Origin of the sequence: Sinorhizobium numidicum (genome assembly GCF_029892045.1) — a bacterium.
In the GTDB taxonomy this organism is placed as follows: Bacteria; Pseudomonadota; Alphaproteobacteria; order Rhizobiales; family Rhizobiaceae; genus Sinorhizobium; species Sinorhizobium numidicum.
The window spans coordinates 1,796,112-1,822,471 of record NZ_CP120368.1; the positions used below are offsets into that span (position 1 = coordinate 1,796,112).

Sequence of the window (26,360 nt, forward strand, 5' to 3'; positions counted from 1 at the left end):
GTTATGGGTCCCGCAGCCGAACTAAGCCACGGCGTTTGGAAATCTCCCGGTATAGTGCTTCCGGCGACACACCTATTTCTTCTGCCAGCCTTCGCCATTCGCCCTTTGGCGGGAGATCACCATCGTTCCACGTCAGCCAAGCGTCCAGACGGGCTCCGACCGTTCGCAAGGATATGATCTCGGCACGCTTCCTTGCGCTCTGCAGCTCCCGCGAAAGGTGCCTTGCCCACTCCAAGGCAAAGACATGGTCCTGGTTCAGGAGCCGCCGAATTTCGCTCACCGGGACCGCCATGACTTCCGTCGCTGTCGCGGCGACGGCATCACAGTGGTAATGCTCCGAAAACAAAGAGGCCTCGGCCAAAACCGTGCCCGGCGTCGAGCGTTGCAAGACAGCGGGGCTCCCGTCTTCCTGATAGCGGATGAGGTTCGCGCATCCATCGGTCACGACGAACATGGTGCGCACCGGATCACCTCGGTGGAATAGGTGCTCGTTCTTTTCAAATGACCTGTGCGTGACGGCCCGCGGCAGAAGGTAGGCGATAATTTGCTCCGACATGATAGCTATCATGTCCACGATAATCATTGGTTGGCAAGGTCACGCTCTCGAAACAGTCATCCGGTGTCCCATGAAACCGCTGTTGCTCGCGCTCCTTGCCGCGCTTCTGCCCTTGCCCGCTATAGCGGAGGGAGAACACGTCCACGCTTCGCCCTATGTCGGACAGGAGCTCCGCGAAATCAAAAGCCTGTCGGCGGAGGATGTCTCTGAACTCGAAAAAGGAGGAGGGTGGGGATTGGCGAAGGCGGCCGAGCTGAACGGCATGCCGGGACCCTCGCATGTTCTGAAGATGAAGCGTGAGCTTGACTTGACCACGGACCAGGAGGCCTCGACGCAGCGCATTTTCGCAAAGATGCGAGACGACGCCGCCGGCGAGGGGAAACGGTTGATTGCAGCGGAGATGGCGTTAGAGGCCGACTTCCGGGAACGTTCAATCGACGAGGACAGCCTTCGAGCGCGACTTCGCCAGATTGAAGCGAGCCGGGCGACCCTTCGATACATTCATCTGGTTGCCCATCTGCAGATGATGCGGATTCTAAACGAGGATCAGGTCAAGCGGTACAACGAACTGCGCGGATACAGGCGCTGAGTACGGTCTCAAAAAGCAGCTCGTTCGACGTTGAATTTTGTCCCATAACACGCGCTGTTTTGGCGGCGCGTGTTTATGCTGTTGAGGTCAATCCGACGTCAGGCGACGTGGCTGCAGCAGGACGTCCTGAATGACGCCTGGTAACCGGCGTCTTCAATCGCGGCAATGAACGCATCGGCGCCGACCTCAGAGTCGATGGACGCGGTTTTCGCCTCAAGATTGACGGCGACCTTCGCATTAGGATCGACTGCTTTTACTGCCTTTTCCACCGCGCTGACGCAGTGCCCGCAAGTCATGTCGGGTACGTTGAGATGATACATTGGAAATCTCCAGTTGATTTGACTTGGCTGAATGTGGAGCTTCCAACGATGGCAGGGTCAAGAACTTCATGCGAAATTTTGTTGTTGATATCAGGGCCTGTGGTGGTGATCATAGTGCCGGATGAGGAAAAGTGTGCGCGATTTGCCGTCCGCACCACGCTCTAACCCACTGGAGTCGATTACGTTTCGTGATCTTAACCGGTGGCGACGCAGTGGACGAGTGCGGCCGTCCGTCGCAACTTTCCGTGACCGTCTTCCAATGAACGCCGCCCTATGCCAGCATATGCGCATGTTCGTTGTCGTCGCGCTCCGGCGCTTCCTGTATCTGTTGGCGTTGCTCGCGATCGTGCTCGGTCCGGTGAGCGTGAGCTCGGCCGCGAGCGCGATGGCGCTTTCATCCGACATGCAGATGGAAGTGATGCCGGGCATGGACGGTCCCGACGACATGTCCTGCTGCCCGGAGGAACAACCGGCGCAGAAGAGCGACTGCGGACATGGCTGCCCTTTCGCACTGATATGCACCTCGATCATTCTGGCTCATGAGGACAAGGCAGACGGCTGGCGCGTCGAGCTCATGTCGCGCGGCCTGGCGCAAGCTATCCTCCAAGAAAGCCATATGCCGTCGGCGATCGTCCAGCCGCCTGCACGACCTCCCAAAGCCTGATCTCACCCTTTGATTCGCGAGGACGCGTTCTGCCCGAACTGCAGCGGGCGTGTCCGACCATCCTTATTTTTCAAGGGCGTGGCTCGAAGTGCGCGTCCTGGGTGAGATTTGCATGACAAGCTATTTTTTCAACAGACGAATTCTCGGTTCGGCCATCTTTCTGGCCTCAACAGTCACATCCTTCGCGGCCGCCACGGATTATGAGTTCCGACTCATTCAGCCCGAGATCGCCCAGGGACCGGAAGCGACCGTCGCCGTCCGCCTGATCGACAAGAGAACGGAAAGAACCGTGCCGGATGCCGTGATCTTCACCACACGGCTGGATATGGCACCGGAAGGCATGGAGGCGATGACCACCTCGGTCGAGGCCATGCCGTCGACTGAACCCGGCGTCTACGTCTTCAAGACGAACCTCAGCATGGGGGGCGGCTGGCGCTTCAAGCTGGCGGCCAAGGTCCAGGGCGAGACCGATACGGTGCAGGGCGAACTCGTTTTGCAGGCGAAGCCGTGAAGACGTTCAAGTTCCTGTTCCTCGTCAGCTCCCTCGCCGTCGCTGGCGGGGGAGGCTACGTGGCCGGCACGCGCGGCCTCGCCACCAATTTCGACCAGCTTTTCTCCGGGCGGGCGCTCGGGGAGACCGTTCCGCCTGCGCCGATGCCAACGGGCAAGGTCATCTACTACCGCCACCCGGACGGAACGCCGGAGTATTCGGCGACGCCGAGGGAGACTCCGGACGGGCGTGCCTTCGTCGCCGTGCGGCAAAGCGAGGACGTCAGCTTCGAGCCCGTGAAGCCAGCCTCCGAGGAGGCGCAAGCCGCTCCGGCCACGGGCGAGCGGAAGATACTCTATTATCGCAATCCCATGGGCCTGCCGGACACCTCGAAGGTGCCGAAGAAGGACTCGATGGGCATGGACTACATCCCGGTCTACGAGGGCAATGAAGCAGACGGTTCCGTGGTCAAGGTATCCTTGGGCAAGCTACAGCGGACCGGGGTGAAGACGGCCACGGCGGAGCGAACCGTTGTCGCCCGCAAGGTTCGCGTGCCCGGCACGATCGCATTTGACGAGCGGTTGGTGCGGATCGTCTCGATGCGGGCCGACGCCTTCATCGAAGGCGTCGCCGACGTCACGACCGGCGATCGGGTGAGGAAGGGGGGCGGCCTCTTCCATTTCTATTCGAAGGAGATCGCCAAAGCCGGAGCGGAATACGCCACCGAGCTGCGCGCCGGCGGCAAGCCGGGCCTCGACGTCGGCGGCGCGCTGCAACTGCGCAATCTCGGTGTACCGGAAGAGACGATCAGGGCAATGGCAAAGGACCGGGCGGTACCAAAGAGCGTCCCCTACCTCTCGCCGAGCGACGGCGTCGTCCTCGAACGCAACGCGACCACCGGCATGATGGCGGAAGCAGGCGATGTCCTCTTCCGTATCGCCGACACCTCGAGAATATGGGTGATCGCGGACGTCCCCGAATACGACGCCGCGGCCATCCGGAAAGGCGCTGCCGCAACCGTCAGGGTGCGAAACCTCCCCGGCAGGCCCTTTAAGGCCACAGTCGACCTGATCTATCCCGAGATCCAGGCGCAGACCCGGACGACCAGAGTGCGGATCGAGCTTCCCAACGCGGAGGGACTGTTTCTTGCCAACATGTACGTCGAGGTCGAGGTCGCTTCGGGCGACCCGGCTCCCGTCGTCGCCGTGCCGAACAGCGCGGTGATCGATACTGGCGACCGCCAGATTGTGTTCGTTGACAAGGGCGAAGGCCGTTTCGAACCGCGCGACGTTGCTCTCGGAGCGCGCGGCGATGACCGGACGGAGATCACGAAGGGGATCGAAGCCGGCGAGAAGATCGTGGTCTCGGCGAACTTTCTGCTCGACGCCGAAAGCAACCTCAACGCGGCGCTGAATGCGCTGACCGCGAGCGAGGCGCAGCCATGATCTCGAACGTTATCGCCTGGTCTGCCCGCAACCTCGTCCTGATCGTCGTTGGAGCCGCACTCTCGATCGCTGCGGGCGTCTATTCCCTGCGCACGCTTCCTCTCGATGCCATCCCGGACCTGTCGGACGTGCAGGTCATCGTCTTCACCGACTATCCGGGGCAGGCCCCGCAGGTGGTCGAGGACCAGGTGACCTATCCGTTGACGACGTCGATGCTGACGGTACCGCGATCAAGGGTCGTCCGCGGCTTCTCGTTCTTCGGGGTCTCATTCGTCTACGTCATCTTCGAAGACGGTACCGATCCCTACTGGGCACGGAGCCGGGTGCTCGAATACCTGAATGCCGCGTCGAGCCGGCTGCCGGAGGGAGTATCCCCGAGCCTCGGCCCGGACGCCACTGGTGTGGGCTGGGTCTACCAGTATGCCCTTGTCGCGAAGGAACTCTCGCTCGCCGAAATCCGCTCGCTGCAGGACTGGATTGTCCGTTTCGCCGTTTCCAAGTCGGAGGGCGTGGCCGAGGTCGCGAGCGTCGGCGGCTTCGTCAAACAGTATTCAATCGTGGTGGACCCCACCCGACTGAAGGCACAGAACGTGACGCTGAAGCAGATCGCCGACGCGGTCCGGGCCAGCAACCGGGATGTCGGCGGGCGGACGGTCGAAATCTCCGAGTTCGAATTCATGGTGCGGGGCCGCGGCTATCTGGAGGGCATAAAGGACATCGAGAACATCGTCCTGATGACCGGGGGTGGGACTCCCCTCCGTCTCGGCGACGTCGCGCGGGTGGAGGCGGTTCCCGACGAGCGCCGCGGTATCACCGAACTGAATGGAGAAGGGGAGGTCGCGGGCGGCATCGTGCTCCAGCGGGTCGGGGAAAACGCTCTAAACGTAATCGACAGCGCCAAGAAGAGCCTGGCTGCGATCGGGGATAGCCTGCCCGCCGGCACGGAAGTCCTGCCGGTCTATGACCGCTCGGAACTGATCGAGGCCGCCATCGAGACGCTCAAGGGCACGCTGATAGAAGAGTCCGTCATCGTCGCCCTGGTGACGATCGCCTTCCTGCTGCATGTCCGCAGCGCGCTCGTCGCCATCATCATGCTTCCGATCGGCATTCTGATTTCCTTCGCTGCCATGCGTGCGCTGGGCATCGGAGCCAACATCATGAGCCTTGGCGGCATCGCCATCGCCATCGGGGCGATGATCGATGCGGCAATCGTTATGATCGAGAACGCCCACAAGCATCTGGAACGCGCGCCGCCTGACAAGTCTCGCACCGAGGTCCTGATCAAGGCAGCGGGCGAGGTCGGGCCTGCGCTCTTCTTCAGCCTGCTGATCATCACCGTATCGTTTCTGCCGATCTTCACGCTGGAATCACAGGAGGGGCGTCTGTTCGGACCGCTCGCCTTCACCAAGACCTTCGCCATGGCGGCGGCCGCCTTGCTGTCGGTAACGCTGGTGCCGGCGCTGATGGTCGTGTTCGTGCGCGGCCGGATCGTCCCCGAGCACAAAAATCCGCTCAATCGCTTCCTGATCTGGATCTACCGACCGGTCATCGCCGGAGTGCTCCAGGCGAAGACGATCACGATCTTGCTGGCGGTAGCGGCGCTCGCCGTGGCGATCTGGCCGGCCCGCCAGATCGGCAGCGAGTTCATGCCGAGCCTCAACGAAGGCACGCTCATGTACATGCCGACGACCTTGCCCGGCCTGTCGGTGACGAAGGCGGCCGAGCTGATGCAGATGCAGGACCGGATCATCAAGTCCTTCCCGGAGGTCGAGACGGTCTTCGGCAAGGCGGGAAGGGCACTCACCGCCACCGATCCCGCGCCGACGGAGATGTTCGAGACGATTATCACGCTGAAGCCGAAGTCCGGATGGCGGCCGGGCGTGACCATCGACAGCCTCAAGCAGGAGATGGATGCGGCGCTTCAATTTCCCGGCGTTTCCAACGCCTGGACCATGCCGATCCGTGCCCGCATAGACATGCTGTCGACGGGCATCCGCACGCCCGTCGGCGTCAAGGTCTACGGGACCGACCTCAAGGAAATGGAGCGGATCGCCCGCGACATCGAGGCCGTGCTGAAGACGATCCCGGGCACCTCCAGCGCTTATGCCGAGCGCGTGATCGGCGGCTACTATCTCGACATCGTCCCGGACCGGATAGCGCTCGGGCGTTACGGGCTCAGCGTCGACGATGTCCAGGACGTGATCGGCATGGCGCTCGGTTCAGAGGTGGTCACCTCGACGGTCGAGGGACGCGAGCGCTACGGCGTGGCCATCCGCTATCCACGCGCGTTCAGAAGCGATCCGCAATCGATCGCCCGCGAGGTCAATGTCGCGCTGCCGGGCGGCGGCTCGGTCCCCCTGGGTGCGGTCGCCGACGTGAAGCTGGCACGCGGTGCCACGACGATCCGGACCGAGAATGGCCAGCTTGCCGTCTACATCTTCGTCGACATCGCCGATCGCGATATCGGCGGATATGTCGCGGAGGCGCGAGAAGCCGTCGCCAGCAGCGTTTCGCTGCCGCCCGGCTACTCGGTCGCTTGGAGCGGCCAGTACGAATACCTGGAGCGGGCGAAGGCTCGTCTGGCGATCGTCGTGCCGCTGACGCTCGCCTTAATCTTCCTGCTGCTCTATCTGAACTTCAAGGCGTTGACGGAAACACTGATCGTCATGCTGTCGCTTCCCTTTGCGCTCGTTGGCGGCATCTGGCTGATGTGGTGGCTGGGCTTCAACGCCTCTGTGGCGGTGGTCGTGGGTTTCATCGCGCTCGCCGGTGTCGCTGCCGAGACGGGCGTGATCATGCTGATTTACCTCGACCAGGCGCTTAGGGAACGGCGTGCCTTGTGCGTGGCGGAAAAGCGCGCGTTCACGAGGGACGACCTCCATGAATCGATTATGGTCGGAGCGGTCGAGCGGGTGCGGCCGAAGATGATGACGGTGGTCGCGATCATCGCCGGGCTCGTGCCGATCCTCTGGAGCACGGGGACCGGATCGGAAATCATGCAGCGCATCGCCGTGCCGATGATCGGCGGCATGATCTCGTCGACCGTGCTCACGCTCGCCGTGATCCCGGCGATCTACGGGCTCGTCAAGGGCTGGCGGCTGCCGGCACGCGCCGGTCATTTCTCGGCGGAGGCTGAGCCAGCAGCCCTGATGGAGGCGGCTGAATGAAGGGAGATAGCCATGATGAACGACATGATGGGCAGCGGCATGATGTGGGGCATGGGGGGCATCGGCATTATCGCGCTGCTCATGATCGTGCTCGTGATCTCGGCCCTGATCAAGTATCTGTTCTTCCGCTGAAGTCTCCGCGCGTCGCATAACGCAATGTTGACGTTGGGTCCTCCGGAAGGGCGCATCATGGCTTGTATTTGCGGAGATTCGGCGCGATTCTCTCTGGTGTCATGAAGCACTGGTCGGTCCGACAGCTTGTCCTTTTGCTCCTCGCGGTTTTCGTTGCCGCGGGGATGGGTTTGTCGGTTGCCCAAGCGAGCGGCATGGCAGCCAAAATGGCCACCATGTCCGATATGACAATGTCGGATCATGGCGACTGCCAGGGTTGCCCCGACCAGCCCGGCGACAGCGGAATGAAGGCCATGGCCTGCGGCAACGTCTGCGCCGCGGCCGTCGTGGCGCCGCTGCCAGCGGCGGTGCTCGTGCCGGTCGGGGAAAACTCGGCTTCAGCCGTCTCCCGCGACCCGCTCCTCCTTGGCAGAGTCTTGCCTCCCGACCCCGGTCCGCCACGAACCTCCGACATCGGCTGATTTTCGGCTGTCGCGAACCAGCGACGGGCGAGCGAACGCGTGCGCATTGAAGGCCCATGCGTTCCGCCACCACGATGATTGGAAGGATCGAATGTGAAGAGAGTATCCAACCGCGTTGTATCGCGCCGGGGTCTGCTCCAGGCTGGCGGAGGCCTTCTGCTGTCGGCTGCACTGCCGCCGTTTCCGGCACGGGCTATTTCCTCCGACGGTTACCGGATCGTCGCCGCGCCCACCCGCGCGCGACTTGCGGGTGCGGATCAGACCGAGACGGATGTCTGGGCCTACAACGGAACCGTGCCCGGTTCGCTCGTGCGCCTCCGCCAGGGAAAGCCCGTTCGCCTTCTGGTCGAAAACCGTCTTGACCAGGAGACGACGGTTCACTGGCACGGCATCAGGCTTTCCAATACCATGGACGGGGTGCCGGGATTGACGCAATCGCCGATCAAGCCGGGGGAGAGCTTCGTCTACGAATTCACCCCGCCAGACGCGGGAACCTTCTGGTATCACCCGCACGCCAACAGCCTGGAACAGCTCGGCCGTGGTCTCGCCGGAGCCGTGATAGTCGAGGAGCGCGAGCCCGTCGCCGTCGATCGTGATCTTCTCTGGCTGTTTTCAGACTGGCGATTGACCGACGAGGGCCGGATCGCCTCGGGCTTCGGCAACCGGATGGAAGCGGCGATGTCCGGCCGCGTCGGCAACACGGTAACGCTCAACGGCCGGGTTTCGGAGGCGGAGCCCTTCCGGGCTGGCGAGCGCGTCCGCCTGCGCCTCGTCAACGCATCGCTCGCCCGGATCATGGCGTTGCGTTTCCCAGGACATCGGCCGGTTGTCATCGCGATTGACGGCCAGCCCTGCGACCCGCACGAGCCAGCGGCAGGCCGAATCCTTCTCGGCCCGGCCATGCGGGTTGACCTCGTGTTCGATCTGCAGGGGGAACCCGGAGAGCGCTACGATGTGATCGACGACTTCTATAACGGCCTCTCCTATCGGGTGACGCAGCTTGCCTACGATCAGGGGACGGTGCGCCGGCACGCTCTCGACGCGTCCCTCGAATTGCCCCGCAATCCGCTTCCCGAGCCGGACCTCGCCTCCGCCGCGCGCCACACGCTGACCCTGCAGGGTGGGATGATGAGCATGGCCGGAATGTCAGGCATGAACGGGATGATGCGCGGCGGCATGATGGGCATGGGCCATGGCGCTGTCTGGGCGATGAACGGTCTGTCGATGACCGGCGACGGCCATGCAGGCATGGAGCCGGCACTTACATTCGAGCGGGGCCGCAGCGTGGTGCTGGTGCTGCGCAACGAGACCGCTTGGTGGCACCCGATGCATTTCCACGGGCACAGCCTGCGGGTGCTGAGCCGCAACGGCAAGCGCGTTCCGCATCGCCAGTGGCAGGACACGGTGCTGATGGCACCGAAGGACGTCATCGAAGTCGCCTTCGTCGCGGACAATCCCGGCGACTGGATGCTGCACTGCCATGTCATAGATCACCAGATGGCCGGCATGATGACCGTGCTCAGCGTCACCTGAGACAAACAGACTTACTCAAGGAGAACCGAAATGAGCCGCACAATCCGCTTCGCGAGCCTCGCCGCTCTCATCGCCTTCGCCACGCCGGCGCTCGCTGATCCGCTGCAGGCGACGCTCTACAAGAACCCGCAATGCGGCTGCTGTGAGGGTTATGCCGCCTACCTCCGCGAAAACGGCTTCGCGGTCGAGGTGAAGCCGACCAACGACCTTCTCGAGATCAGCCACAAGGCGGGCGTTCCGGAAGGAATGGAGGGCTGCCACACGATGTTCATCGACGGCTACGTGATCGACGGGCATGTCCCGGTGAACGTCGTCCGCAAGCTTCTCAAGGAGAAGCCGCCGATCGCCGGTATCACCTTACCGGGAATGCCGATGGGCTCGCCGGGCATGGTCGGCACCAAGGCCGAGAAATTCGTGATCTACACCGTGCCCAAGGACGGCAAAGCACCGGAGGTTTACGCGACGGAATGAGTAAGCCGGACATCGACATAGGACGCCCATCCAAAGCGTTCGTCCCGCGCCGCCGGCTGCTGCTTCTGATGGCGGTCGTGGGCTTCGTTGGGCTTGCGGGTATACTTACGCTCCGCGCCCCCGCAGGCCCTGCGCTTGAGTCTCCCCCGAAGAGCTTTGTGCTGAACGATGCCCCGAAGCCCGTCCCAGAAGTCCAGTTCACCGATGGCGAAGGGCGGCCGCGTACGCTCGCGGATTTCCGCGGCAAGATCGTGCTGCTCAACGTCTGGGCAACCTGGTGTCTACCGTGCCGCAAGGAGATGCCAACCCTCGATCGGCTGGATGCCGCGCTCGGCGGTCACGACTTCGAGGTCGTCGCCCTCTCGATCGACCGACAGGGAGCGGAGGCAGTGAAGACGTTCTACGCGGAAGTCGGGGTGCAGCGTCTCGCCGTTTACGTCGACACTTCGGGCCAAGCGCTCTCCGCTCTCGCAGCGCTCGGATTGCCGACGACAATACTGATTGACGCGGAGGGGCGCGAGCTCGGCCGCCTGATGGGCCCAGCCGAATGGGACGCTCCAGACATGGTCGCTTTTCTAAAATCGATCATCGAACGGGAAGGGGAGCGCACGGCAGTACCCGAGAACAAGGAAGATGCGCTATGATCGCTCCTGCTTCCAGCGGAGCCCTCCGGGCTGTCGTTTCTTCGACGTGGCCGAGTATCCTGCGAGTGGCAATGCTCGCAATCGCCGCGCTGTTGTCCGCACCTGCAGGAGCGCACTCGCTCGAGGGGGTAGACCAGGACCTTCGCGCCAAGGAACAGTATTTCCAGCCCATCGACAGCGAAGCGCCGGGTTTCACGCTGCAGGACGCCAACGGCCGCGTCGTCAGTCTTGGCGACCTCCGAGGCAAGGTCGTCGTGCTGAATTTCGTCTATACCAACTGCCCAGACGTCTGTCCGCTTCACGCGGAACGGATCGCCGAGCTTCAAGCGATGATTAACCAGACGCCGATGAAGGGGATGGTCGAATTCGTCACTATCACTACGGACCCGAAGCACGATACCGGCTCAGTTCTCAAGGAATATGGCGAAGCGCACGGTCTCGATCCTGTAAACTGGGCTTTCCTGACGTCCGCGCCGGACAAGCCGGAGGACACGACCCGCAAGATCGCCGAAGCCTATGGGCTCAAGTTCACCGAAGGCGAGGAGGGCATGCAGATGCACGGGATCGTCACCCACGTGATCGATCAGGACGGCCGCCTTCGGGCCCGCTTTCATGGGTTGAAGTTCGAACCCGTCAATCTTGTCGTCTTCGTCAATGCGCTGACAAACCGGACCCAGAAGCCGCATCCGCATCCGCAGCCGAGTTTCTGGGACAAGCTCAAGGGATCGTTCCCTTGGTAGTAGGCGTGCCAGACCATTCGCCCTCCGACCCGGGGCCCGATAGCGATCGCCGATGCGCACTGGCGTCTGCGGCGATCGGAAGCAGAGCTGGGCACTGTCGTCACTTCGGCCGGGCACTGCCTTCGTACATGAACGTCATCGGCTTCGGTCCAGGCATGTAGCCGGTCTCGATACGATCGATCCGGAAACCCTCGCCTTCGATCATCGACCGGATCGGGCGGTTGAGATGACAGCCGCCGCTGATGCGACGCCAGACCGGAGTCAGCCGATTCTGCCACCACCGTACACCGCGGTCGGGCGATAGCCCGTGCTCGACGAACAGCAGCTTGCCTTCTGGTTTGAGCACCCGACGCATTTCCGCAAGCGCCGAGGTGGCCTGTGGGATCGTGCACAAGGTCCATGTCGTCACGACCGTATCGACGCTCCCGTCGTCGAGCGGAATGGACTCCGCTGAAGCCTCGATGAAGCTGACAGGCATTCCCGGATGCGGAACGCGGCGGGCCATCGCGAGCAGCGATGGGGCAGGCTCGAGCGCCAGAATTTCTCGCACCGCCGGGTGATAGAACGGCAGGTTCAGGCCGGAGCCGACGCCGATCTCGAGGACACGCCCCTCCGCCGCGCCGATCACACGCTCGCGATAGGGGTGCAGGCGCTCGTTGCGCATGGAAAGATCACAGAGCTTTGGAAGGATGACGTCGCTGTAAAAACCCATGGGCCTCTCCGCGCGGCCGCGGGCTCCCGGGCCGCTCTCGCTCGACCATTTCACATCGAAGTGTAGCTGCGCTGCTAGCTGAAAGCCAGCAACAGAAAATATGGCTCAGCCTGCTACAAACCAGCACGCACGCGACTTCCGTCCGTTTTCATTTTCACGATGTCCTCGGCATGCGGAACGATCTCAACGGACAGCTATTTGTTCACGAGAAGACTAAGGGAAAAGCAACATGCCGGACATCAAGCAGACACCGATCAATCGAACAACCCCGCCGATCTCTACAGATGCGCCCGACCCGGCCGCGGTCGGCGTCGAGCCGGAACCTATGCCCGACAAAGCATCGAAGGTCGACGCGGACAAGACAAAGAACCCGCCAGCTCGAAGCGGTCCAGCGCCGGAAAGCGGTGAGAAGCCGACGGAGTCGGAGAATGATACCAACCCGACGCGTCACAGAGGGAGGATGCCGCCTAACGTATCGGAATAGCGGGCTGCAGCGTTCTCAAGTGGCTCCAACTCCGGGTGTTGCCGGCGCGGCAGCTCGCGCGATCCTGAGATCGTCGGAGATTCACCATGCGAGGGTCAGTGCAAAGTTTTCAGATTGGTTGGAGCGACCAGAGCGCCTTCGGCTCTTTCGGCGTTGGAACGCATGACCATCACGTATTCTTCAGTTAATTCCATCAATGCGAGAGCAATCTCCTGCCACGACCAACCCGCGCTCTCGGCCAAACTGGTCAACGCCTGAAACTCCTCCTCCATCGCGCGCTGGCATTGACGCTGGCGTTCGGAGTTGTCTTGGTGAATGGTTGGTGCAACGACTTTCAACATGACTCCTCCTGCCGCACGCGTCCATCCAAACGCACGAAGGTCGCTGTAGCTCATTGATTTGCTGCATAATTTTGTTCTTAAGTCGGTTCCGATTTAAGGAATTATGCATGAGTTCTAAAATGAACTCCGGGAGGGGCGGCCCGGTTCCATCCTTTGTTCGATATAGAGACGATATAGCCGAACTTGCCGATGCTCGCGGCGGTGGAGGCGCCGAGCCGGTTGCCCAAGCGGCATGGCCACTGCATGGTTCGTTAAATCGGAACCGTCTGAAACGATGCACGGCGTTATAGGCGTTCTCTCACTCTTTTTTGGACGGCGCCCGCCGATCGAGGAGTTGCTGGAAGATCTCCGCCTGCCGCTCTGAAGCCGTGCGGATTGCCGCCAGGTGATCGAGCATCGCCCCGAATGCGACCAGGATAAGCCCGCCGGCGATCGCCGGGAAAGCCCAGGGCAGGACCGTAAGCAGCGTTCTGATATCCAACGGCGTTAGCGTCGTCGCCGTCAGTGCCAAAGTGCCAATTGTCACAATACCGCCCAGGATCTCGAGAAACTTTCCCATCGTTGATTCCGTCCGTTGTGTCCACTCGAGCAAGCTACCACAGCGCCGGGCAATAGAAATACGGCAGTCTCCTTGCATAAAAAACCCCGGCGCTGGCCGGGGTTACTGATCGAAATGACGATAGTGCTCAGAATTTCACGCCGACGCCGACGGTGAACTGGTGCTGATCGAGATCGACATTGACGTCTCCGACATTCTTGTCGCCGAAGTCGTTGTAACGATACTCGGCGCGGCCGAAGACGCTGTTCGTGAATGCGTAGTCGACACCGGCCCCGATAGTCCAGCCGTTGAAGGTCTCCTTCTCGTCCGACGCGCCGGCGACATCGACGAAGCCGCGCGTCACGGCCCAGCCTCCCGTTGCGTAAACCAAGGCGTTCTCATTGAATGTATAGCCGACGCGTCCGCGTACGGACCCCGATACGTCTGTCCCCACTTCGGTGCTCGCGCCGAAGACTGTAAAGGTCTTGTCGTTCCAGTTGTAACTGACGTCGCCTTCGACACCGAAGACCCAATCGCCCTGCTGGTAATTGTAGCCGGCAAAGGCGCCGAACAGACCGCCGTTGAGATCTCTCGAAGCGCTTGCGCCCGGAACGCTAAGGTCGCTGTTGAGCCACCCGCCGCCGCCCTGAAGGCCGACATACCCGCCCGTCCACACGAAGGTGGGCGTCGCTTCGACGACCGGAGCAGGTTCGGGAGTCTCCGTAAGGTCTGCCGCATGAGACGCTCCGGCCAGCATCGACGCGCCGAAGATGGCAACAAGCACATTTCTGATCATCACAGATGCCTCCTGTTGTCTATCCCGGAGATTAGCAACTAATGCGAAACGAGTCTGCCGAAAACAAGGCCTTGGCGAATCACTTGCTCTTACAATGAGACGACAAAAAAACGGGCCGGTGGGATTTAGTCCCAACCGGCCCGTCCCGGAATATCGCGGAAAGGGGAACGTCTCTGCGCGGAGCTGCAATGCGCCGCGCGAAGGGAGATCGATTTACGTTCTGATAATGCCTGAACGCTGCATTACGAATTGACATAGCCCGTAGAGAATTTGACATTATGCGCATGCAGCCAAATGCGGGAAGACAATCTCCGATTGAGGTGGTGGTGGTCGTTCTGCCCGAGTCGTCGATCATGTCGCTCGCCTCGGTTTTGGACCCGATGCGCGCAGCAAATCGTGTGACCGGTCGGCAGGTCTTTCGCTGGCGACTTCTGTCCGGCGACGGGCAGGCGGTCATGCTGACCTGCGGCGTTCCAATCGCCGTCGATGGCAGGTTTTCGCTGCCGCTCGGTGGTGATCTCCTGCTGGTCATCGGCGGCTTCAATCTCCACAGGCACGTCGGCAACCGTTTCGTCGCCACACTGCAGGAATGCGCCCGCCATTTCGACATCGTGGCGGGCATCGAATCGGGCTGCTGGCTGCTCGGCCGGTCCGGTCTGCTCAACGGTCGCAAGGCGACTGCGCATTGGGAAGAGCTCGAAGATTTCAACCAGGCGTTTCCCGGGCTCACCGTTCTCGGCGACCGTTTCGTGACCGACGGCAAATATTGGACCTCCGGCGGTGCCTCGCCGACGTTCGATATGATGCTGCACCTGATCACCGAGCGGCTGGGGCCGGCGGTGGCGCTCGATGTCGCCAGCATTTTCGTCTACGACCAGATGCACAGCCCGACCGATATTCAGCCTTTCGTTTCGCTCGGACGCATTGAGGCGCGCGATCCGGAGCTTGCCGCTGCCATAAGGCTGATGGAACGTACGCTCGAACGCCCGATGACGGTTGCGGCCTTGGCGCGGCGGCTGTCCATTTCCCAGCGCAAGCTCGAACTGCTTTTCGCAAGAGGGCTTTCGACCAGCCCCGGCGCCTATTATCTCCGCCTCCGGCTGCAGGTTGCGCACCGTCTTGTGCGCGACTCGGGCATTCCCATGCGGGACATTGCTCTGCGTTGCGGTTTCGACAGCCTCTCGGCTTTCTCGCGAGCGTACAGCCGCGAGTATCAATCGAGCCCTTTAAAGATGAGAAGCGCCAATCGCGCGGAAAGTCCTGCGGCGGAAAGTGGTGGCATGCGTGCTCAGTCGCGAAGGTAGGTCACTTTCGTGCGTGCGGACCGGCGGAACCAGCGAGCGAACAGGCCTCTTCGAATTCCTTGACCGTCTCCGCCGAGTTGTCCTCCGGCAGCACCGCGTCGGCCGCTTCCTCCGAAGCCGCGGCCTCGCCTTCATAGACATAGGACTGGATATAATACGCCAGTTCCCCTTTCCAGACCTTGCGTCCGTCGATCTGCCGGCAGGCGACGGCGGTCTCGAAATCCGTTTGCAGGTCCTCCACCGATGCGGATGTGGACAGGGTGTTCGAAGGTGCCACGAGCGAGGCGATCAGCAGGGCGGTGAACATGGCGGACTCCTCCGTGTCGATTCACAGGGAAACTGCCGGATAGTTTCCTTGGTTCCCCTTGATAGAGAGCGAATCCGATTCGGACGGAAGGGGGAATCGCGCCATGCTCGATCTAATCAAGCGGTCGATGTGTATGCGCCACAGTGTGGCTTCTCCGGTGTTGCAACCGTAGCGAAGATCGCGAGACGGCTGCTGGCGAGTACGAAATCACTCGATTAAATCCGCGGCAGTCGACTACGAGGACTGACCTTAAGTTGCCCCACCAGTGACCGGGTTCACTTTCGGTTTCTCGCTCGTGTCCTTGGCACCGGGAGGCTGGACCGTCGGAGGTGCAATCGACTCCTCATCCGGATGCTTCTTGCGATCTGCGGGTTGATGGACGTCGGCGGGCTTCGCCTGTTCTGGTTTTGCGTTGGTGTCCTTGGTAGACATGATCGTTCTCCTTTTCAGGCCGAGAAGGAGAACGATGCCGGGCATCGTACGGTTCCTCAGGGCGCGTAAGGCAAGGAGGGCTGCTACTTACAGTCCTTGCTCTTGATCGATGATTCGATCGCATTCACCTTGCCCTTCGAGACGGCGACCTGGCCCTCCTTGTCGCCTCCAAACGTGCTCGACATCGGAACACCGACGAGGAACACACCCACGGCGTCTCCTGTGGCGGCTTGGTTCTGTTGCTTTGAAACGGCCGCGAGATTGTTTTGCTCTTTCAGCAGCTCTTGCGCCAACCCTTCGCAGCTCTGATTGCTGTAGGCTGCCATCGGAATATCGACCGGCACGATAGCGTCAGGACGCTTGGCGCAGGACGCTACTGCCAGCGTGGACGCCAGCACGATCAAACGGACTTTCATTTATTGCCCCTCCAAGAAGAACTTTGCCCCCGCCGCAATAAAGCATGGTCTGCATCCGCGGGGAAGGGAGGGCTGTCATTCTCAACGTTTCCGACGTTCAAGAGCTCTGCATGTGATGGCGTTCATCGGCGGTTCAGGCTCGATGGTTCAATCTGATAGCCAGCGAGGAGGAGTCCACGATGAAAAAGCTCTTATCCGCCCTCACAGCCGTAGTCTTGGCTGCGTCTTTCGCCGTACCACTAAACGCCGCACCGATCTTCGTGCCAAAACCCGAGCAAGTGCAGACCGGCGCTGTCGAACAGGTCAACCACTGGCGCCATCGTCATTGGCGCGCGGAGCGCCACTGGAACAGGCGGCACGCTCGGCTTTCCTGCCGTTACTACGGCAGGTGCTACCCTCGCCATTACGGTTACTACGGCTATCGTGACTATCACCGATACCACAGGTATCACCGTCGGCCTGGAGTCACCGTATACTTTAATTTCTAGCGACGGTTCACACTGGCGCCAGCCCCTCGCTCTTCGTGGGCGAGGCGCTTTTTTGTTGATATCAATAAGGCGAACGGTGGTCCTGCTCTGAAGCGGAAGCGCTGGCGCCACGCTTAGCCCTATGCTGGCCTCCTCAAAGTGGCCCATCTAGCCTCCGAATCACATCAAACAATGCGATTCTGATGGCCGGTTGTTGGAAAAGAAAGCCTTGCTGAAGCGTTCCGCTAGTGGCCGGCGGAGTTCCGTTGCTCGGCGCTTGGTCAGCGACTTCAGCTCACTGACATGTGCCGTGTGCCATCATGTGCCGTAAAAGCCGGAAATGTGGCGTAAGTATCGTGAATCTAGCATGCATCATAACGCTAGAAAATGTAGGCAAGTCATTGTTTTCGTTGATGTTCCGATGGTGAGCGCGCAGGGATTCGAACCCTGGACCTACTGATTAAAAGTCAGTTGCTCTACCGACTGAGCTACGCGCTCCCGTGCCGGGGCCGTAAAGCCCTGCGGAAGTGGCCGGACATATGCACGCGAGCTCCGCGCCGGTCAACCCAAAAATTGCGCAGAACCGCGTTTATGAACGCGGATCGAGGCACGCGGAAATCGCCGTTCGGCGAACTCGTTTGCCGCCGAGCAGAAGGCCGTGCGGCAAAATGATCGCCAAAAGGTGATTGGTTTCAATATATACATGCGCGTAAGAAGGCGACAAGCCGAGTGCCGGAGTTCTAAGCCTTGTCGATTGCCGATATTTCCATCTGGACCGCCATTCTCGCGGGCGCCCTGTCCTTTCTGTCGCCCTGCGTACTGCCGCTCGTTCCGCCTTACCTCTGTTACATGGCGGGCATTTCCGTCGACCAATTCCGCGGTGGCGACGCGGCGGCAATCGGCAATACGCGCAGGGCAGTGCTCCCGGCGGCACTGTTCTTTACCCTCGGCTTCGCGACAGTTTTCGTGGCACTCGGGGCAGGGGCCTCGTCGATCGGTCTATTGTTACGGCAGCACATGGATCTGTTGTCGCGCATCGGCGGTATCATCATCATCGTCATGGGGTTGCATTTCCTTGGTGTCTTCCGCATCGGGCTGCTTGCCCGCGAGACGCGCTTTCACGGCGGCGGCAAGCCGGCGACGCTGTCCGGTGCCTATATCATGGGGCTTGCCTTCGCCTTCGGCTGGACGCCCTGCATCGGGCCCGTGCTCGGCACCATTCTCGGCGTCGCCGCCGCGCGGGATACGGTTGGCGACGGTGCGCTGCTCTTGGCAATCTATTCGCTCGGCCTTGCCATCCCGTTCTGGATTGCGGCAGGGTTTTCGGGGGCCTTCATGCGCTTTCTCTTGCGCTTCAAGCGTCATCTCGGTCTCGTCGAAAAATTGATGGGCGCCTTGCTCGTGGTCGCCGGACTCGCCTTCGTCTTCGGATGGATCAGTTCGGTTGCGATCTGGTTTCAGCAGACCTTCCCCATCCTCATGCAAATCGGCTAAGCACGGCCGGCAAGGCTACTGCATGCGTCTGAAAGGACGCGGCGCTGTAGAGCGGGGGCGCTATGACGGAAATCGCTGGGCTGGTGCTGCCGTTCTTCGGCCTGATCTTTCTCGGTTATGTGACGGCCCGTTTCGTCGATCATCCGGGCGAGGCGATGGGCTGGCTGAACACCTTCATCATCTATCTCGCCTTGCCGGCGCTCTTCTTCAAGCTCGTCTCGCGTACTCCTGTCGAGCAGCTTGCGCGCGCGGATTTCATCCTCACGAGTGTCGGGACGACCTATGTCGTTTTTGCGCTGATCTTCGCGATGGGCCTGTTTCTGCGTCGGAACACGATTGGGGAGGCGACGATTCAAGGATTTGCCGGCGCCTATGGCAATATCGGCTATATGGGACCGGGCCTTGCTTTGCTGGCGCTCGGGGAGACTGCCGCCGTTCCCGTCGCGCTGATCTTCTGCTTCGAAAATGCGGTGCATTTCACCGTTGCCCCTGCGATGATGGCGATCGCGGGCGGCCGGCAGGAAAAGCCTGCCGTCCTTGCGTTCGGCATCGTTCGCCGGATCGCGCTCCACCCCTTTATTTTATCGACCTTTGCCGGCGTCGCAGCAGCATTTCTTGCGCTTCAGCCGCCGGTGCCGGTGCAGCGGCTGATCGATTACCTGGCGCAAGCTGCTGCTCCCTGCGCTTTGTTCGCAATGGGTGTGACTTTGGCATTGCGGCCGATCAAACGGATTCCTGTCGAGATCGGCTATATCGTTCCGGCCAAGCTCGTCTTTCACCCGGTGCTGATGTATCTCGCCCTCAGCCTTGGGGGCGATTATGACCCGATCTGGATACAGACGGCCGTCCTGCTTGCCTCGCTGCCAACCGCGACGAACGTCTTCATGATCGGCCAGCAATACGGTGTGTGGCAGGAACGCGCATCCGCGACCATCCTGATCACGACGCTGCTCTCCGTCGCAACAGTGACCGGTCTCCTCTACCTGATCCGGTCAGGCGCTCTTCCGGCCGATCTTTTCCCGTAAGCTCTCCTTGAGCGACCGCAACGCGCTGCCCGGATGGATCCCTTCGCGCATCAAAAGGCCGCGAAGCGGGCCGGCCGACGAGAGAAGTTGCAGGCCGACGGCGCGTATCGCCTGGACGGGCAGGAAACCGGAGAGCAGCGAACGATTGAGCAGGTCGACGCTCGCCGTTCTGCTGACGATATCGATGCGCCGGCGCCTGTCGAAACGATCGCCCGTATCCGCCGGCAGGCGGGCGCCGGTCGCCGGGCCGAGGAGTTCGACAAGGGTCATCACATCGCGGAGGCTGAGATTGAGTCCCTGGGCGCCGATCGGCGGGAAGGCATGCGCCGCCTCGCCGACGAGCATTACGCGGCCTTTTCCGAAGCGGCGCGCGGTCATGCCGGAAAGCGGGAAGGACTGCGGCACGCCCTCGACCTTGACCTTTCCGAGGATCGACTCCATCCGGTATTCGATCGTCCGCGACAGGAGGTCGGGCGGCAGCCTCAGGGTCTCTTCCGCGTCGCGCGGTTTTTGAACCCAGACGAGACTTGAGCGATCGCCCGGGAGAGGCACCTGCGTGAAGGGTCCGCTTTCCGTGTGGAATTCCGTGGAAACTTCCTGATGTGGAAGCTCGTGGCTGAAGTTCAGGACGACTGCCGTTTGCGGATAGGACCAGGTGAATACGTCTATTTCTGCCGCTCCCCGTACGGCTGAGCGCCTCCCGTCGGCCCCGACGACCAGATCTGCGGTGATCGTTCGTCCATCCTCCAGCCCGACGCGCACCTCCAGAGCGCCGAAGTCCAAGGTCGTGGCTGAGGCGGTCAGCCGATCGATCGTCGGCAGGCTCGCTTCGCGCTTCTCCAGGATTCCGAGGAAGGGCGCATTCGGAATGTTGTAGCCGAAAGCTTTGAGGCCTACTTCCGCGGCGCGGAAATTGACCGGCGGGGCTCGTAAAAGCCGCTTCGTGGCGTCGATAATGTGAATGGCTACAAGCGGTGCCGTCAGTGGCGCGACCCCGTCCCAGAGATCGAGTGCCTTGAGGTACTCGATCGACTGATCCATGAGGGCGGTAGTGCGCCCGTCCGCAATAACGGGCCTTGGCCCGACGAGCGCGACGCGGTGGCCATCGCGGGCGAGCGCTATCGCCGCGAGCGAGCCTGCAAGCCCGGCGCCGATGATGACGATGTCGTAGTGATCCATGGCGGAGAGGACCTCTTCCCGGGCGGTGCCAGCCGCTTTTTTCAGTGTCTCGGCTTGTTCTACCCGCTTAGCCCATTGAAATAAATGGGCTGAATCAGCGCAGACGCGTTCGCGGCGTGTCCACAGGACAATTCCGCTCGGCGCTTCATGCAGTTGAATTTTGCTGGCGATGCCGGGGAAACGGTGCATATTAGCCGCAAAAGTGCCGCCAATGCGGTCAACGGCGGCCAGGCGCGGCGCGAAAAGACGAAACGAAGGGGACGGGCGGCATTCGCAGATGAAATTCTTCAATTACAGACGCGTTCCCTACGCCGAAATCCGCGCCTTTTCCGTGCACATTCTCACGGCGTCCGGTTCGTTCCTGGCCTTCCTCGGCGTTGTCGCCGCAGCCGAGCACCGTTTCGTCGACATGTTTTGGTGGCTCGGCCTGGCGCTGCTCGTCGACGGCATCGACGGGCCGATCGCGCGCAAGGTGCAGGTCAAGGAAGTGCTCCCCAACTGGTCGGGCGATACGCTCGACAACGTCATCGACTACGTGACCTATGTGCTGCTGCCCGCATTCGCGCTCTATCAAAGCGGTATGATCGGCGAACCCTGGTCGTTCGTCGCAGCCGGCGCCATCGTGGTGTCGAGCGCCATCTACTATGCGGATATGGGCATGAAGACGGATGAGTATTTCTTCTCCGGTTTCCCGGTCGTCTGGAACATGATCGTCTTCACGCTCTTTGTCATCCAGGCGAGCGAAGTGACTGCGTCCGTTGTGGTTTTCCTGTCTGTTGTGCTGACGTTCCTGCCCATCAACTTCCTGCATCCGGTCCGCGTGAAAAGATTGAGGCCTCTCAATCTCGGCGTCTTCCTGCTCTGGTCCGCCCTCGGCATGTACGCACTGCTCTTGCATTTCGAAACGCCGCCTTGGGTCGTTATTGGCGTTGTGGTTACAGGGCTCTATCTCTACGTCATCGGCTTTGTACTGCAGATTTTCCCCAATCTTGGCCGCGTTTAGGAGTTTCTCATGGCACAGGCGATCCTCGTTCGCGAACTTGGCGGACCGGAAGTTTTGAAGATGGAGGGCGTGACGCTGGCGGCGCCAGGACCGGGTGAAGTGCAGATCCGGCAGGTGGCAATCGGCCTGAATTTCATCGATGTGTATTTCCGGACCGGGCTCTACAAGTCCGCAACCGGCCTGCCCTTCGTTCCGGGCAAGGAGGGGGCGGGCATCGTCACGGCTGTGGGTGATGGCGTAAGCCTCTTTTCGGTGGGCGATCGGGTGGCCTACGCCTCTGCCGACGGCGCCTATGCGAGCGAACGCAACGTCGACGCCTCGCAGCTTGTGAGGGTTCCGGACGGCATCAGCCTCGAGACGGCAGCAGCCATGATGCTGAAGGGCATGACCGCGCAGTATCTGCTCAATCAGACCTTCAAGGTCGGCCCCGAGACGATCCTACTCTTTCACGCCGCCGCCGGCGGCGTGGGGCTGATCGCCGGACAATGGGCGAAGGCGCTCGGCGCAACGGTGATTGGTACGGCAGGGTCGCAGGAGAAGATCGATCTGGCGCTCGCCCACGGCTACGACCACGTCATCAATTATCGGACGGACAATTTCGTCACCCGCGTGAAGGAATTGACCGGCGGCCGCGGGGTCGATGTCGTCTACGACTCGGTCGGCCGCGACACCTATCCGGCTTCGCTCGACTGCCTTAAGCCACGCGGCCTCTGGGTCAGTTTCGGCAATTCGTCAGGACCGGTCGAGGCCTTCAACATCGGTATGCTGGCGCAGAAGGGTTCGCTCTTCGCCACGCGCCCGACGCTATTCAGCTATGTCGCCACACGGCCGGCGCTCGAGGCATGTGCAAATTCCTTGTTTGATGTTGTGCAAAGCAACAAAGTGCGTATCAATATTAATCAGACCTATCTGCTCGCCGAGGCCGGCCGGGCGCATACGGATCTCGAAACAAGAAAAACGAGTGGAACGACATTGCTGATTCCCTGACGAGGCCTCTATGCGGCGGGAATCGAAAGAGGGGAAAAGAGGGCAGCGTGCCTGTTAAGGGACAAACCGCGAGCGGCCCGTTGCTGGCCGTAAGCAACCTAACGAAATTGTTTGGCTCTTTCGCAGCCTGCAATGCGATCAACCTGCAGATAGAATCCGGAGAAATCCACGCGCTCCTCGGTGAAAACGGGGCCGGGAAATCCACTCTGGTGAAGATGCTTTTCGGCGTGCTCGCGCCGACAGACGGCGAGATCCTGTGGAGCGGCGATAATGTTCGGATCACCAGTCCCGGTGACGCGCGCAGGCTCGGCATCGGCATGGTTTTCCAGCATTTCTCCCTATTCGAGGCACTGACAGTCGCCGAAAACATCGCGCTTTCGATGGATCGCAACATCTCGCTTGCCCGCGTCGCCGAAGAGGCGTCGCGGCTTTCGCACGTCTATGGCCTGCCGCTCGATCCGAAGGCGCACGTCGCCGATCTGTCCGTCGGCGAGCGGCAGCGGATCGAGATCGTGCGCGCGCTTCTGCAGAACCCGCAGCTGATCATCCTCGACGAGCCAACGTCGGTGCTGACGCCGCAGGAAGCCGACCGCCTGTTCGAAACGTTGGAGAAGCTGAAATCGGAAGGACGGTCTGTCCTCTATATCAGCCATCGCCTCGAGGAGGTGCAGCGCCTTTGCGACCGCGCTACGGTCCTGCGGCATGGCAAGGTGACCGGCGCCTGCGATCCGCGCGCAGAAACGCCGGCCTCGCTCGCCCGGATGATGGTGGGCAGCGATGTTGCGGTCGTGACGCCGGAGGGGACGAACACCAGAGGCGACGTGCAATTGGAGGCACGCCATCTCTCCGTGGCCGCGCGCACGCCTTTTGCTGTTTCGCTCAAGAATATCTGTCTCAAGGTGAGAGCCGGCGAGGTGCTGGCCATTGCCGGCGTTGCGGGCAACGGCCAGGGCGAGCTGTTCGACGCCCTCTCGGGTGAATATCCGGTGGCGGACGACGATGCGGTCCAGATCCGCCAGAAGCCGGTCGGAACGAAGAACATCAACGCGCGCCGGCTGATCGGGGCTGGCTTCGTGCCGGAAGAGCGGCATGGGCATGCAGCGGTCTCGACACTCTCGCTTTCCGACAATCTGGTCCTGGCGCGCAACCAGTCCGACCGGCGCGCCTTTCTCGGCGGCGGCTTTTTGAGGATCATCCGCCAGGGGGCGGTCAAAGCCGCAACGAAAAGGATTGCCGAAGCCATGGACGTTCGCAAGAGCGGCGAGGATCCGCCGGCGGGTTCGCTCTCGGGCGGCAATCTGCAGAAGTTCATCGTCGGCCGCGAACTCGACCGGCAGCCGGCCGTGCTTGTCGTCAATCAGCCGACCTGGGGCGTCGACGCCGGTGCGGCAAGCCGCATCCGTCAGGCTCTAGTCGATCTTGCCAAGGCGGGTTCCGCGGTTTTGGTGATCAGCCAGGATCTCGACGAGATATTCGAAGTGGCGACGGAGATCGCGGTGATCAGTGAAGGCCGCCTTTCAGACCCCTATCCGGCGCGCGAACTCTCGCGTGAAAAGATCGGCCTCCTGATGGGCGGCATGTACGGCAAAACGGAAGGCGCGGGAACTGCACATGCGCATTGAGCTCGAAAAACGCGTCAAGATCTCGGCGCTCTTCTCGATCCTGTCGCCGTTCATCGCCCTCGCGCTGACGATCGTCTTTGGCGGCATCATGTTCACGCTGCTCGGCAAGAACCCGGCCACCGCTCTCTACAGCTTCTTCATCGAGCCATTGAGCGAGGTCTGGTCGCTGCATGAACTGGCGATCAAGGCGGCGCCGCTGATTCTGATCGGCGTCGGTCTCTCGGTCTGCTTCCGCTCTAACAACTGGAACATCGGTGCCGAAGGCCAATTCATCATGAGGGCGATCGCCGGCTCGATCCTGCCGGTCGTCTTCTACGATTGGCAATCGCCGATGGTGCTGCCGCTGATGATGGTTCTCGGTATGGTTGGCGGCGCGCTTTTTGCGGCGATACCGGCTTTCCTAAAGGCGCATATGAACACCAACGAGATTCTGACGAGCCTGATGCTGGTCTATGTCGCCCAGCTCTTCCTCGACTGGCTCGTACGCGGCCCCTGGCGCAACCCGCAGGGCATGAATTTTCCGGAAACACGCACATTCGCTGTCGATGCGATCCTCCCCGAAATGCTCGCCTCCGGACGCACGCACTGGGGATTTGCCTTCGCGATAATCGCGGCGCTCGTGGTCTGGTTCATGATGCGCTTCACCCTCAGGGGCTTCGAGATCACGGTTCTCGGCCAGTCCGAGAGGGCAGGGCGATTTGCCGGCTTTTCGTCACGCAAGATGATCTGGTTCTCGATGCTGTTCTCGGGCGCCTTGGCGGGCCTAGCCGGGATGGCGGAAGTGAGCGGCGCCATCCAGCAGTTGCGGCCGGTGATTTCGCCCGGCTACGGTTTCACGGCGATCATCGTCGCCTTTCTCGGCCGGCTCAACCCGCTCGGCATCATCGCCGCTGGCCTCGTGCTGGCGCTGACCTATCTTGGCGGCGAGGCCGCACAGCTTTCTCTTGGCGTGTCGGACAAGGTGACCCGCGTCTTCCAGGGGCTGCTGCTGTTTTTCGTGCTGTCCTGCGACACGCTCATTCACTACCGCGTCAGGCTCGTGTGGGAGAGATTCGCCGCGATCAAGACGGATGAGGCACACTGATGGGTATTGTCGAAGCAATCCTCTTGAGTGTGATCACGGCAGCAACACCGCTCGTTCTGGCTGCCGCGGGAGAGCTCGTCACAGAGCGATCGGGTGTGCTCAATCTCGGCGTCGAAGGCATGATGATCATGGGGGCGGTCTGCGCTTTCGCGGCGACGCAACTCAGCGGCTCGCCCTATATCGGCTTTCTTGCCGGCGTTGCCGCCGGGGCGCTGTTTTCGCTGCTGTTCGGTTTTCTGACGCTCACGCTCGTCGCCAACCAGGTCGCGACCGGTCTCGCGCTGACGCTGCTCGGGCTCGGCGTGTCCGGCATGCTTGGCGAGAGTTTCCTGGGAATGCAGGGGATCAAGCTGCAACCGATCGTGATCCCGCTCTTTTCGGAAATTCCGTTCCTTGGGCCGCTGCTCTTCCGGCAGGACGTGATCTTCTATCTGTCGATTGCGATCGTCGCGGGCATTCATTGGTTCCTGTTCAAAAGCCGCACGGGGCTGAAGCTTCGCGCCGTCGGCGATAGCCATGCCTCGGCGCATGCGTTGGGCGTCGATGTCATTCGAACGCGGTATCTCGCAGTGTTGTTCGGCGGCGCTTGCGCTGGTCTTGCCGGCGCACAGCTTTCGCTGGTCTATACGCCGCAATGGGTGGAGAACATGTCAGCCGGCCGCGGCTGGATCGCGCTGGCGCTGGTGGTTTTCGCCTCATGGCGCCCCTGGCGCGTGGTCGCCGGAGGATACCTCTTCGGGGCCGTCTCGATCAGCCAGCTTCACGCGCAGGCCTTCGGCATCGGCATTCCTTCGCAGTTCCTTTCTTCGCTTCCCTATGTCGCGACAATTGTCGTACTCATTCTCATATCGCACAACCGGCGCATGACCTTGATCAATACGCCGGCATCGCTCGGCAAACCGTTTGTGCCGGACCGGTGAACCAACAACAGCCAGACGGACATCTCTCAAACCGACA

General features: G+C 61.5%; 30 protein-coding genes and 1 tRNA gene. 20 read left to right on the plus strand and 11 right to left on the minus strand.

Going from position 1 to position 26,360, the window contains the following annotated elements; genetic code table 11:
- Nucleotide 1: 1 nt before the first annotated feature.
- Nucleotides 2–568 (minus strand): Crp/Fnr family transcriptional regulator, encoded by a 567-nt coding sequence (locus PYH37_RS19820; protein ID WP_280733123.1) that lies wholly within the window; start codon nt 566–568, stop codon nt 2–4.
- Nucleotides 569–626: 58 nt separating this feature from the next.
- Between PYH37_RS19820 and PYH37_RS19825 the strand changes: the two genes are divergently transcribed.
- On the plus strand, nt 627–1,145 hold the full coding sequence (locus tag PYH37_RS19825) for a Spy/CpxP family protein refolding chaperone (RefSeq protein ID WP_280736108.1): 519 nt from the start codon (nt 627–629) through the stop codon (nt 1,143–1,145).
- 98 nt (nt 1,146–1,243) lie between these two features.
- Here PYH37_RS19825 and PYH37_RS19830 read toward each other — a convergent pair whose 3' ends face one another.
- Nucleotides 1,244–1,465: a heavy-metal-associated domain-containing protein gene (locus tag PYH37_RS19830; RefSeq protein ID WP_280733124.1), complete on the minus strand. Its 222-nt coding sequence runs from the start codon at nt 1,463–1,465 to the stop codon at nt 1,244–1,246.
- A 259-nt stretch (nt 1,466–1,724) separates the two neighbouring features.
- Here PYH37_RS19830 and PYH37_RS19835 point away from each other — a divergent pair, with 259 nt between their 5' ends.
- From PYH37_RS19835 to PYH37_RS19875, 9 genes are all read left to right on the plus strand, one after another.
- Complete coding sequence (locus tag PYH37_RS19835; protein WP_425336104.1) at nt 1,725–2,129, plus strand: hypothetical protein; 405 nt, start codon at nt 1,725–1,727, stop codon at nt 2,127–2,129.
- Nucleotides 2,130–2,241: 112 nt separating this feature from the next.
- Nucleotides 2,242–2,640 (plus strand): FixH family protein, encoded by a 399-nt coding sequence (locus tag PYH37_RS19840; protein ID WP_280733126.1) that lies wholly within the window; start codon nt 2,242–2,244, stop codon nt 2,638–2,640.
- Nucleotides 2,637–4,064, plus strand: a complete 1,428-nt coding sequence (locus PYH37_RS19845; RefSeq protein WP_280733127.1) for an efflux RND transporter periplasmic adaptor subunit — start codon at nt 2,637–2,639, stop codon at nt 4,062–4,064. Before PYH37_RS19840 ends, PYH37_RS19845 begins: the two co-directional genes overlap by 4 nt.
- Nucleotides 4,061–7,231, plus strand: coding sequence for an efflux RND transporter permease subunit (locus PYH37_RS19850; protein ID WP_280733128.1), 3,171 nt, complete (start codon nt 4,061–4,063; stop codon nt 7,229–7,231). Before PYH37_RS19845 ends, PYH37_RS19850 begins: the two co-directional genes overlap by 4 nt.
- Nucleotides 7,232–7,557: 326 nt before the next feature.
- Complete coding sequence (locus PYH37_RS19855; RefSeq protein WP_280733129.1) at nt 7,558–7,824, plus strand: hypothetical protein; 267 nt, start codon at nt 7,558–7,560, stop codon at nt 7,822–7,824.
- A 93-nt stretch (nt 7,825–7,917) separates the two neighbouring features.
- A complete protein-coding gene (locus PYH37_RS19860; protein WP_280733130.1) occupies nt 7,918–9,357 on the plus strand; it encodes a multicopper oxidase family protein in 1,440 nt (479 codons plus the stop codon).
- Between the two features lie 30 nt (nt 9,358–9,387).
- Nucleotides 9,388–9,828: a DUF411 domain-containing protein gene (locus tag PYH37_RS19865; protein WP_280733131.1), complete on the plus strand. Its 441-nt coding sequence runs from the start codon at nt 9,388–9,390 to the stop codon at nt 9,826–9,828.
- Nucleotides 9,825–10,472: a TlpA family protein disulfide reductase gene (locus tag PYH37_RS19870; RefSeq protein WP_280733132.1), complete on the plus strand. Its 648-nt coding sequence runs from the start codon at nt 9,825–9,827 to the stop codon at nt 10,470–10,472. The genes PYH37_RS19865 and PYH37_RS19870 overlap by 4 nt, the downstream gene beginning before the upstream one ends.
- Nucleotides 10,469–11,212 (plus strand): SCO family protein, encoded by a 744-nt coding sequence (locus PYH37_RS19875; RefSeq protein ID WP_280733133.1) that lies wholly within the window; start codon nt 10,469–10,471, stop codon nt 11,210–11,212. The genes PYH37_RS19870 and PYH37_RS19875 overlap by 4 nt, the downstream gene beginning before the upstream one ends.
- A gap of 100 nt (nt 11,213–11,312) precedes the next feature.
- Here the strand turns inward: PYH37_RS19875 and PYH37_RS19880 are convergent, their stop codons facing one another.
- A complete protein-coding gene (locus tag PYH37_RS19880; RefSeq protein ID WP_280733134.1) occupies nt 11,313–11,924 on the minus strand; it encodes a class I SAM-dependent methyltransferase in 612 nt (203 codons plus the stop codon).
- Nucleotides 11,925–12,153: 229 nt separating this feature from the next.
- Here PYH37_RS19880 and PYH37_RS19885 point away from each other — a divergent pair, with 229 nt between their 5' ends.
- On the plus strand, nt 12,154–12,408 hold the full coding sequence (locus PYH37_RS19885) for a hypothetical protein (protein ID WP_280733135.1): 255 nt from the start codon (nt 12,154–12,156) through the stop codon (nt 12,406–12,408).
- Between the two features lie 95 nt (nt 12,409–12,503).
- On the opposite strand, the gene PYH37_RS19890 is transcribed toward PYH37_RS19885, so the two are convergent.
- The 3 genes from PYH37_RS19890 to PYH37_RS19900 form a co-directional block, all read right to left on the minus strand.
- Nucleotides 12,504–12,749 carry a hypothetical protein gene (locus tag PYH37_RS19890; protein ID WP_280733136.1) on the minus strand — a complete coding sequence of 82 codons (246 nt, stop codon included), beginning with the start codon at nt 12,747–12,749 and terminating at the stop codon, nt 12,504–12,506.
- A gap of 298 nt (nt 12,750–13,047) precedes the next feature.
- Nucleotides 13,048–13,308 carry a hypothetical protein gene (locus PYH37_RS19895; RefSeq protein ID WP_280733137.1) on the minus strand — a complete coding sequence of 87 codons (261 nt, stop codon included), beginning with the start codon at nt 13,306–13,308 and terminating at the stop codon, nt 13,048–13,050.
- 127 nt (nt 13,309–13,435) lie between these two features.
- Entirely contained in the window at nt 13,436–14,083 is a 648-nt protein-coding gene (locus PYH37_RS19900) for an outer membrane protein (protein WP_280733138.1), read from the minus strand.
- Between the two features lie 278 nt (nt 14,084–14,361).
- Here PYH37_RS19900 and PYH37_RS19905 point away from each other — a divergent pair, with 278 nt between their 5' ends.
- The gene (locus PYH37_RS19905) at nt 14,362–15,387 is read left to right on the plus strand and encodes a GlxA family transcriptional regulator (RefSeq protein WP_425336105.1); all 1,026 of its coding nucleotides are present in this window, start codon (nt 14,362–14,364) and stop codon (nt 15,385–15,387) included.
- A gap of 1 nt (nt 15,388) precedes the next feature.
- Here the strand turns inward: PYH37_RS19905 and PYH37_RS19910 are convergent, their stop codons facing one another.
- The 3 genes from PYH37_RS19910 to PYH37_RS19920 all read right to left on the minus strand — a co-directional run bounded on the left by PYH37_RS19910 (nt 15,389) and on the right by PYH37_RS19920 (nt 16,542).
- On the minus strand, nt 15,389–15,694 hold the full coding sequence (locus PYH37_RS19910; protein ID WP_280733139.1) for a hypothetical protein: 306 nt from the start codon (nt 15,692–15,694) through the stop codon (nt 15,389–15,391).
- A gap of 249 nt (nt 15,695–15,943) precedes the next feature.
- On the minus strand, nt 15,944–16,126 hold the full coding sequence (locus tag PYH37_RS19915; RefSeq protein ID WP_280736110.1) for a hypothetical protein: 183 nt from the start codon (nt 16,124–16,126) through the stop codon (nt 15,944–15,946).
- Nucleotides 16,127–16,209: 83 nt separating this feature from the next.
- Complete coding sequence (locus PYH37_RS19920) at nt 16,210–16,542, minus strand: hypothetical protein (RefSeq protein ID WP_280733140.1); 333 nt, start codon at nt 16,540–16,542, stop codon at nt 16,210–16,212.
- Nucleotides 16,543–16,721: 179 nt separating this feature from the next.
- Here PYH37_RS19920 and PYH37_RS19925 point away from each other — a divergent pair, with 179 nt between their 5' ends.
- Nucleotides 16,722–17,030 (plus strand): hypothetical protein, encoded by a 309-nt coding sequence (locus tag PYH37_RS19925; RefSeq protein ID WP_280733141.1) that lies wholly within the window; start codon nt 16,722–16,724, stop codon nt 17,028–17,030.
- Between the two features lie 401 nt (nt 17,031–17,431).
- On the opposite strand, the gene PYH37_RS19930 is transcribed toward PYH37_RS19925, so the two are convergent.
- Nucleotides 17,432–17,507 (minus strand) — tRNA-Lys (locus PYH37_RS19930).
- A gap of 249 nt (nt 17,508–17,756) precedes the next feature.
- Between PYH37_RS19930 and PYH37_RS19935 the strand changes: the two genes are divergently transcribed.
- Complete coding sequence (locus PYH37_RS19935; protein WP_280733142.1) at nt 17,757–18,503, plus strand: cytochrome c biogenesis CcdA family protein; 747 nt, start codon at nt 17,757–17,759, stop codon at nt 18,501–18,503.
- A 62-nt stretch (nt 18,504–18,565) separates the two neighbouring features.
- On the plus strand, nt 18,566–19,528 hold the full coding sequence (locus PYH37_RS19940; protein WP_280733143.1) for an AEC family transporter: 963 nt from the start codon (nt 18,566–18,568) through the stop codon (nt 19,526–19,528).
- Here the strand turns inward: PYH37_RS19940 and PYH37_RS19945 are convergent.
- Nucleotides 19,496–20,707 carry a UbiH/UbiF family hydroxylase gene (locus PYH37_RS19945; RefSeq protein WP_280733144.1) on the minus strand — a complete coding sequence of 404 codons (1,212 nt, stop codon included), beginning with the start codon at nt 20,705–20,707 and terminating at the stop codon, nt 19,496–19,498. The two genes, PYH37_RS19940 and PYH37_RS19945, sit on opposite strands and share 33 nt — an antisense overlap.
- Before the next feature lie 277 nt (nt 20,708–20,984).
- On the opposite strand from PYH37_RS19945, the gene pcsA reads away from it, so the two are divergent.
- The 5 genes from pcsA to PYH37_RS19970 are packed head-to-tail and all read left to right on the plus strand — an operon-like array spanning nt 20,985 to nt 26,323.
- On the plus strand, nt 20,985–21,710 hold the full coding sequence (gene pcsA / locus PYH37_RS19950; protein WP_280733145.1) for a phosphatidylcholine synthase: 726 nt from the start codon (nt 20,985–20,987) through the stop codon (nt 21,708–21,710).
- A gap of 9 nt (nt 21,711–21,719) precedes the next feature.
- Nucleotides 21,720–22,697, plus strand: coding sequence for a quinone oxidoreductase family protein (locus PYH37_RS19955; RefSeq protein ID WP_280733146.1), 978 nt, complete (start codon nt 21,720–21,722; stop codon nt 22,695–22,697).
- 47 nt (nt 22,698–22,744) lie between these two features.
- On the plus strand, nt 22,745–24,319 hold the full coding sequence (locus tag PYH37_RS19960; protein WP_280733147.1) for an ABC transporter ATP-binding protein: 1,575 nt from the start codon (nt 22,745–22,747) through the stop codon (nt 24,317–24,319).
- The gene (locus tag PYH37_RS19965) at nt 24,309–25,403 is read left to right on the plus strand and encodes an ABC transporter permease (protein ID WP_280733148.1); all 1,095 of its coding nucleotides are present in this window, start codon (nt 24,309–24,311) and stop codon (nt 25,401–25,403) included. The genes PYH37_RS19960 and PYH37_RS19965 overlap by 11 nt, the downstream gene beginning before the upstream one ends.
- The gene (locus PYH37_RS19970; RefSeq protein WP_280733149.1) at nt 25,403–26,323 is read left to right on the plus strand and encodes an ABC transporter permease; all 921 of its coding nucleotides are present in this window, start codon (nt 25,403–25,405) and stop codon (nt 26,321–26,323) included. Before PYH37_RS19965 ends, PYH37_RS19970 begins: the two co-directional genes overlap by 1 nt.
- Nucleotides 26,324–26,360: the final 37 nt, after the last annotated feature.

Excerpts from the sequence above, each read along its gene's own strand:
- PYH37_RS19820 (WP_280733123.1), bottom strand. The coding sequence starts at position 568 with ATGATAGCTATCATGTCGGAGCAAATTATCGCCTACCTTCTGCCGCGG.
- PYH37_RS19825 (WP_280736108.1), top strand. The coding sequence starts at position 627 with ATGAAACCGCTGTTGCTCGCGCTCCTTGCCGCGCTTCTGCCCTTGCCC.
- PYH37_RS19830 (WP_280733124.1), bottom strand. The coding sequence starts at position 1,465 with ATGTATCATCTCAACGTACCCGACATGACTTGCGGGCACTGCGTCAGC.
- PYH37_RS19835 (WP_425336104.1), top strand. The coding sequence starts at position 1,725 with ATGAACGCCGCCCTATGCCAGCATATGCGCATGTTCGTTGTCGTCGCG.
- PYH37_RS19840 (WP_280733126.1), top strand. The coding sequence starts at position 2,242 with ATGACAAGCTATTTTTTCAACAGACGAATTCTCGGTTCGGCCATCTTT.
- PYH37_RS19850 (WP_280733128.1), top strand. The coding sequence starts at position 4,061 with ATGATCTCGAACGTTATCGCCTGGTCTGCCCGCAACCTCGTCCTGATC.
- PYH37_RS19855 (WP_280733129.1), top strand. The coding sequence starts at position 7,558 with ATGGCAGCCAAAATGGCCACCATGTCCGATATGACAATGTCGGATCAT.
- PYH37_RS19865 (WP_280733131.1), top strand. The coding sequence starts at position 9,388 with ATGAGCCGCACAATCCGCTTCGCGAGCCTCGCCGCTCTCATCGCCTTC.
- PYH37_RS19870 (WP_280733132.1), top strand. The coding sequence starts at position 9,825 with ATGAGTAAGCCGGACATCGACATAGGACGCCCATCCAAAGCGTTCGTC.
- PYH37_RS19875 (WP_280733133.1), top strand. The coding sequence starts at position 10,469 with ATGATCGCTCCTGCTTCCAGCGGAGCCCTCCGGGCTGTCGTTTCTTCG.
- PYH37_RS19880 (WP_280733134.1), bottom strand. The coding sequence starts at position 11,924 with ATGGGTTTTTACAGCGACGTCATCCTTCCAAAGCTCTGTGATCTTTCC.
- PYH37_RS19885 (WP_280733135.1), top strand. The coding sequence starts at position 12,154 with ATGCCGGACATCAAGCAGACACCGATCAATCGAACAACCCCGCCGATC.
- PYH37_RS19890 (WP_280733136.1), bottom strand. The coding sequence starts at position 12,749 with ATGTTGAAAGTCGTTGCACCAACCATTCACCAAGACAACTCCGAACGC.
- PYH37_RS19895 (WP_280733137.1), bottom strand. The coding sequence starts at position 13,308 with ATGGGAAAGTTTCTCGAGATCCTGGGCGGTATTGTGACAATTGGCACT.
- PYH37_RS19900 (WP_280733138.1), bottom strand. The coding sequence starts at position 14,083 with ATGATCAGAAATGTGCTTGTTGCCATCTTCGGCGCGTCGATGCTGGCC.
- PYH37_RS19905 (WP_425336105.1), top strand. The coding sequence starts at position 14,362 with ATGCGCATGCAGCCAAATGCGGGAAGACAATCTCCGATTGAGGTGGTG.
- PYH37_RS19910 (WP_280733139.1), bottom strand. The coding sequence starts at position 15,694 with ATGTTCACCGCCCTGCTGATCGCCTCGCTCGTGGCACCTTCGAACACC.
- PYH37_RS19915 (WP_280736110.1), bottom strand. The coding sequence starts at position 16,126 with ATGTCTACCAAGGACACCAACGCAAAACCAGAACAGGCGAAGCCCGCC.
- PYH37_RS19920 (WP_280733140.1), bottom strand. The coding sequence starts at position 16,542 with ATGAAAGTCCGTTTGATCGTGCTGGCGTCCACGCTGGCAGTAGCGTCC.
- PYH37_RS19925 (WP_280733141.1), top strand. The coding sequence starts at position 16,722 with ATGAAAAAGCTCTTATCCGCCCTCACAGCCGTAGTCTTGGCTGCGTCT.
- PYH37_RS19940 (WP_280733143.1), top strand. The coding sequence starts at position 18,566 with ATGACGGAAATCGCTGGGCTGGTGCTGCCGTTCTTCGGCCTGATCTTT.
- PYH37_RS19945 (WP_280733144.1), bottom strand. The coding sequence starts at position 20,707 with ATGGATCACTACGACATCGTCATCATCGGCGCCGGGCTTGCAGGCTCG.
- pcsA (WP_280733145.1), top strand. The coding sequence starts at position 20,985 with ATGAAATTCTTCAATTACAGACGCGTTCCCTACGCCGAAATCCGCGCC.
- PYH37_RS19955 (WP_280733146.1), top strand. The coding sequence starts at position 21,720 with ATGGCACAGGCGATCCTCGTTCGCGAACTTGGCGGACCGGAAGTTTTG.
- PYH37_RS19965 (WP_280733148.1), top strand. The coding sequence starts at position 24,309 with ATGCGCATTGAGCTCGAAAAACGCGTCAAGATCTCGGCGCTCTTCTCG.
- PYH37_RS19970 (WP_280733149.1), top strand. The coding sequence starts at position 25,403 with ATGGGTATTGTCGAAGCAATCCTCTTGAGTGTGATCACGGCAGCAACA.